This window comes from Acinetobacter sp. UBA3025, from assembly GCF_002367915.1.
Taxonomy (GTDB): Bacteria; Pseudomonadota; Gammaproteobacteria; order Pseudomonadales; family Moraxellaceae; genus Acinetobacter.
In genome coordinates this window covers 1-6246 of sequence record NZ_DFDO01000182.1, presented here as the reverse complement: position 1 = coordinate 6246, position 6246 = coordinate 1, and the positions used below count along the sequence as shown (strand labels likewise).

Annotated in this window: 4 protein-coding genes and 1 pseudogene; 1 reads left to right on the top strand and 4 read right to left on the bottom strand. The window is 40.7% G+C overall.

The features are described 5' to 3' along the window. Positions 1 to 1266 (top strand): proline--tRNA ligase (gene proS, locus B4J23_RS07610; RefSeq protein WP_291359744.1); only part of this gene is annotated, 1266 nt, incomplete at its 5' end. Positions 1267 to 1322: 56 nt separating this feature from the next. Here the strand turns inward: proS and B4J23_RS07605 are convergent. The 4 genes and pseudogenes from B4J23_RS07605 to B4J23_RS07590 form a co-directional block, all read right to left on the bottom strand. Further along, complete coding sequence (locus tag B4J23_RS07605; protein WP_291359742.1) at positions 1323 to 2738, bottom strand: hypothetical protein; 1416 nt, start codon at positions 2736 to 2738, stop codon at positions 1323 to 1325. Positions 2739 to 2754: 16 nt separating this feature from the next. Continuing rightward, positions 2755 to 4929 (bottom strand): DUF6160 family protein, encoded by a 2175-nt coding sequence (locus B4J23_RS07600; protein ID WP_291359740.1) that lies wholly within the window; start codon positions 4927 to 4929, stop codon positions 2755 to 2757. Positions 4930 to 4958: 29 nt separating this feature from the next. Then, the gene (locus B4J23_RS07595; RefSeq protein WP_159123364.1) at positions 4959 to 5675 is read right to left on the bottom strand and encodes a hypothetical protein; all 717 of its coding nucleotides are present in this window, start codon (positions 5673 to 5675) and stop codon (positions 4959 to 4961) included. Positions 5676 to 5687: 12 nt separating this feature from the next. Then, positions 5688 to 6246 (bottom strand): annotated as a pseudogene (locus B4J23_RS07590) (hypothetical protein); the annotation flags it as partial.

Below are 6246 nucleotides of genomic sequence, written 5' to 3'. Positions count from 1 at the left end.
TCACGTGAATTCATCATGAAAGATGCCTATTCTTTCCATGCGGATCAGGAATCTCTGCAAGAAACTTACGACAAAATGTACGAAGCGTACTGCAAGATCTTTACCCGTTTAGGTCTGGATTTCCGTCCAGTACAAGCGGATACCGGTTCAATCGGTGGTTCAGGTTCACACGAATTCCACGTCTTGGCTTCAAGTGGTGAAGATGATATCGCCTTCTCAACTGAATCTGATTATGCGGCTAACATCGAAATGGCTGAAGCAATTCTTGTCGGTGAACGCGCTGCTCCAACGCAAGAACTGAAAGTGGTTGATACCCCAAATCAGAAAACCATTGCTGATGTATCCAATTTCCTTGGTACTGATCCTGCGCATTCAGTAAAGGCATTACTGGTTCAAGGCGTTGCAGCTGAAGAAGGTAAAGCAGCTCCTGTCGTTGCCCTGTTCCTTCGTGGTGACCATGAACTGAATGAAATTAAAGCCGAAAAGCATCCAAAAATTGCTGCGCCTTTGGCTTTTGCTACTGAAGCTCAACTTGCTGAACTAGGTTTGACTGCTGGTTTTGTAGGTCCGCAAGGTTTAGTAGAAAAAGGCCTAACAGTAATCGTTGACCGTGCTGCTTCTGTACTGTCTGACTTTGTTGCAGGTGCAAACGAAGCAGACAAGCACTCAACTGGCGTGAACTGGGAACGTGATGCGCAGTTTAGCGAAGTTTATGACCTGCGTAATGTGGTTGAAGGCGATCCTTCTCCAGATGGTAAAGGTACACTTCAAATCAAACGTGGTATCGAAGTAGGTCATATCTTCCAGTTAGGCAAAAAATACTCTGAAGCTTTAGGCTGTAAAGTCTTAGGTGAAGATGGCAAACCATTCACTGTAACGATGGGTTGTTATGGTATCGGTGTGACACGTGTCGTAGCATCTGCAATTGAACAGAATTACGATGAAAAAGGTATCATCTGGCCGGCTGCGATCGCTCCATTTGAAGTGGCAATTGTGCCAATGAATGCGCATAAATCACCTCGCACTTTAGAAGCAGCTGAAAGCTTATATGCAGAACTGCAAGCTGCTGGTTTTGACGTATTGCTTGATGACCGTAACGAGCGTCCAGGTGTGAAATTCTCTGATCTTGAATTGACTGGTATTCCACATCGCATTGTGATTGGTGAAAAAGGTCTGGATGCAGGTACTTTTGAATATAAAGGTCGCCGTGATGCAGAATCAGTAAATCTTTCGAAAGAAGAACTACTGACAAAAATTGCGAAATAATTTTTTCTGAATCAATAAAAAATCCCGCTTAGTGCGGGATTTTTTATATGTCTGAATTAGCAGAACTTATGTCCGCCAAAGCAGTTTGAGGTCACATTCTGGTTCTGTAGCAGCTTATCCATTAAGGTTAAAGTTGCAGGAGTACCATCTACATAGTTAGTAAATTTACCTACATCAATATTCAATTTACGTACCACCGCGACATTCGCCAGAGACCCTAAAGCCTCGCCCACACTGACATCAATCAAGTTTTCAGGACGTAAAAGAAATTCAGAAATAGCAGTTGCTACCTGAGGTAACACGAATGAAATATCAACTTCATCTGTGGTTTTTAATACACCCAGTTGAATCGGGTCTTTAAAAGATAGCCACCAACCTGGTTTGGCAATATCAGCCGCGTCCGCACCTTGCCAATGCACATTCTGACTCTGTAAAGACAAATAACCGCCTGTACCATTTAATGGAATATTATGGATCATATTTAGAGCCTGAACAAAGGTGACGTCCATATTCAGGTTATCCAGACTTGAACCAGCACCCATTTGAAAGAAAGAATGTGTTCCTAAATTAAGAAATCCAATTAATGGATCAAACTCTACATACAGCTTATCTTTTGAAAAATCTGGTGTACCAATCACATCACTTGGCAAAGTTGAACCCGTTAAAGCCTTTGCTAATGGAATCGAAGCAATAGTAGAACGGATATTACTTACAGTCGCTGACTTTAAGCGTTGCCCAGTCACGACAGTTTCTGGCATAGTAAAGTCTACCCGCATGGAAGGCACTGTAATCCCGGTATGGCCATCAGCACCTGGCTTACTGGTAAAAGTACGTGTTTGTCCTAATGCTTTTAAATTCCCTGAGATTTTTTCATCATTTGCAACACCAAAGGTTCCTGCTTTAGTCACGGATTCACCAGTGGTTTGCGCCATTTTCATATAACCACTAAAACTTTTGAGGCCATCATTCGGATTTTCGACGTTGTCAGTCCCCATGGTTAAGAGTCCGACAATTTTATCTGCACCTAGACGGAAACCGACCACTTCACGGGTAGAGGCACTTCCGCCATTTTTAATTGCAAACTCAACAAAGGGATTACTCACACTGGCGCTGGTATTAGCACGGTCACCTGAAAAGACAGGGTTACCCTTATCATCAAGACTGGTATTTAAGCCACTCAATGCCAGGTTAGAAATATCAATATCACAGCCATTAGTATTCCCAATACTGTTATTAGTTCCACCACAACCGAGCTGCAAAGTTTTGATATTAATGTTCAGTTCCATTAAAGCTTCAATACTTAGCTTATGGAAGTTAATCCCTTGTGATGAATCATAAGCATTTTCCAAATTTAATAAGGCCTGTGCATCAACTGCCGATAAAGCCTCATCGTCTAAGGCTGTCATTGCCATCGCCTGTTGAGTAAGGCCCATTAAAGTGACAATCAAGCTATTCAATATTATTTTTTTCATGAAATCATCCCTTATTTCAGCGCGGTGTAATGCCTAGCGTACTGCGCATGGTTCCGCCTGTGAGTGCAATTGTTGCTATATTCTGCATATTGCCATTTGTGGTCATGGCCATGTTGGTTCTAAACGGCTCGATAATCTTCTGATCTTTATTAAATTTAATTTGATTATCTAAAGTAATAGTATCTTCACTCACGCCTATTTTGGTGATTAATCCTAAATTTCCTTCCATACGATTAAAGTTAATCGCAGAAGTATGAACTGCACCTGTGCTATCTACATCTTCATTAATCAGACTAAAATAACTACCAAGATTATTAACATCACCTTTTTCTGCAGAAGTTAATGTTCGGAACTTAAAGTTTGCATCCAACGATAAATAATTTGCGTCTGCTACATCCAGTCCTGGAATAATCATTAACTCACCACTACCATCAAGCATCATGGCAATTGTTGTTAATACATCGTCGCGTTTAGAAAAGTTGTCATCAGGAACAAACTGATCACATTTATTGCCTGATACACAGTTATATTTAGATCCTGGTAATTGCCCAATTGCCACTTCAGCTTTCGCCGCGATCAGCAATTTATCAGCTTTTACATAGATGCCTTCATCTTCATAACCAATCACCCCTTTGGATTCAATAAAGGCATCAATATTTCGAAGGCCAGCATAATAGTTTCGCGCATGGCCATTCTCTACACCACCATCAATTAAAAGAATTGAAGTTGTACTTGGTGCTCCAGTTTTGGCATCCTTTCCATAACCTTCAGTTGATGCCATCACGTTATAGGCAATACCATTCTTGTCACCGTCATATTTTGTACCCGATAAGGCAACATTGGCATTCAGGTTGTAAATTGGAATACCAATTCCCCAAGAACCACTATTCCCGGAAATAACACCAGTATCATTAGAAATAAAATTTGCTTTGGCTGCAATCGACTGGAAATCCATACCCCGTATGGCGATTAGTGCAAAATCCTGATTAGCAGACGTACTGCTTAAAGTTTGCTGCAAAATCGGATTACTTTGTCTAAGCGTTGACTTAATATTGTCATTCACTAAAAACTCTAGGCTCTGTGCCTGAATTGTATTGATATAAATATCGCCAAAATCGATATATGCATTATTTTTTCCAGTTAATGAACGTAATTCATTAAACTGAACTGCATAGCTTCCTTTACCCGTATGACCAATTTCCAAAGTCGTTGGATTTAAACCCTGTGCTGCTGCCACTTCCTGATTGGTAAAATCAGCTGATAAACCAAGATGCAAGCCGCCTTCACCTGCGTTATAGCTTGAAACACTGCGATCTTGTCGCGTCAGCACACCACCAACTTTATTACTTATATCAAAAGAGTTCAGTTTTGACTGATCAGCACCTAACGACAAACGTGCATTACTCACTGCACCCGAAATACCATAGCGCATGATATTTTTTAAATCGCCATCTCCATTCTGATAGCGTAAATCAAAGTTTAATCCAGCTGTTTGCGCACCAGTTGTTCCTACAGCCACTGGTTTTAAATTAATTAGATGGTCTTGTGTGCCACTTTTACTGGCGAGTACGACGCCTTGTATCGGGTCTATATACATATAGCCCGTACCAGCGAAGTTAAAATTAAAGTTATCTAGAACTAAGCTATTTGTACCTAAAGTATGTTTGATCGTGGCATCTTGCAAATTGAAATCGATAGTAGCTGTTTCATTCTTATTGAATAAACCTGCTGTCGTATGAAGCACCATTTTAAATGGACTATCAATCGCAAGACCTAATTTGCCCAAATTTTGATTGTTTTCGACACAGCTTGTTCCAACACAATCCTTACTCACAAGTTTAAAATCTGCATTGGCACTAAAGGGAGCTACGCTTGCTTCTAGACGGATCCCTGCACCAGCATCGGTCGCACCGACATCAAACTTAAGCTGGCTTAAAATCGCATTTTGATCTTTGCCTAAGATTTCTACTTTATGCAATCCCAGTCCCATCTTGGTATTTACATCAGCATTCGGGTCATACCAATTGAGCTGTTCAACTTCTACTTTTGATACCTCGTGTGTAATCGTAATACCGTCTTGACCAGTGATATGACCCAATTCTTGTTCTTCAATCAGCTCTAGTGCATAACTATGCTGTGCTAAACAGACACATGCCGTTAATAATTTAATTTGTGATTTTATTTTTTTCATTCTTTCATCCCTATACTGCATCCATGCAGTTAGCAACGGCTTTGTGCACTCCCAGCTGAGCAGTTAAAGCCAAATATTTTTAAGTTTCCTGACATGTGCATGTTGCCGTGCATATTGAGACCCATAAACCCCTTCTCACGCCCCCGGTCAAATTCTGGAACATCTGCTGAGGCAGTGGTATATGTACCGTCCGCTTTATAAACACGATTGGTGAAGGTCGTATACTTCTCTGAATTGGCATAGCCTTCTTTATCGCCCTCACCGGTTCCGGTTTCAATAGCCAAAGTATTAAAACCCAAGTTTCTTATTTTTAAAGGTTTATCATCATAAAAAGTGATTTTCATGGCTGTTTGAGGATCGCCTGCCACATTAGTAATTGTAGTGCCATCGATAGAAAACTTATCAATTTGCAGGGTGCCTTGTATGCCTTTAAATACCAGCCATTTTTTATTGCCTTGAGCATCAACATGATTGTTCGGAGAAATAGCCAAGCGACAAAACAAGGTGTTAATTCCACAATCTGTTGTTGGCTTGTAATACACCTCTAACTTATTAGCGACCGTTTCAGAAATTTGAGATTTCGTTAAATCAGTAGCGTATTGATGGTTGAGTGACAAGGTCCAGCTTAAATCTGCTCCGCCTTGACCCGTTTCCGCTGTCATTTGCTGCGGATCAAGACTGACCAAGCCGGCTTGTGTCGCAAAAGAAATCCCAAGAACTGTAGCAAGCATTAACTTTTTCAACATTGCCCTATTCCTTTATAGACCTGTAGTTTTTATTTTTAGATGTTGAATCAACACACCATCAATCACTGCTGAACCAAAATTCCTCATTGAGTTATCAGTAGCCCCCCTAAATACCACACCAGTAGCATTATTATCATCTTTTGCCTTCAGCATATTGGTATTGGCAATACGTTCTACAGAACCAATGGCGATACTACTGTGAGTTGCATCACGTCCTTGATACAAGGCAATGCTATCTGAAGCTTGAGCTTTAATTTCAGTACCACACGTATATACATTACATGTGGAGCCTAAAAGTGCTTCTGACCCTAAAAAGCCACCTTTTCCATCTGGATAACGCTGATAAATCCGATTGTAAATATCTGGAATTTTAGGAATACGTGTTACTTCCAAAATAATATTATTTCCTTCCGAACCCACAACAAAAGGCTGGTACATACTTCCTAATACCAGGTTGATATTCGGGCTATATAAATACAATCCCTCGGTATCATGAAATATAGGAGCTGCAGAGCCATTTAAAGCAGGAGTCGGACCATCTCCATCAAGATTATTCTCTTTTGCTGCGCTA

Bases quoted from the DNA above. Each gene is read 5' to 3' on its own strand.
- B4J23_RS07605 (WP_291359742.1), bottom strand. From the start codon at position 2,738: ATGAAAAAAATAATATTGAATAGCTTGATTGTCACTTTAATGGGCCTT.
- B4J23_RS07600 (WP_291359740.1), bottom strand. From the start codon at position 4,929: ATGAAAAAAATAAAATCACAAATTAAATTATTAACGGCATGTGTCTGT.
- B4J23_RS07595 (WP_159123364.1), bottom strand. From the start codon at position 5,675: ATGTTGAAAAAGTTAATGCTTGCTACAGTTCTTGGGATTTCTTTTGCG.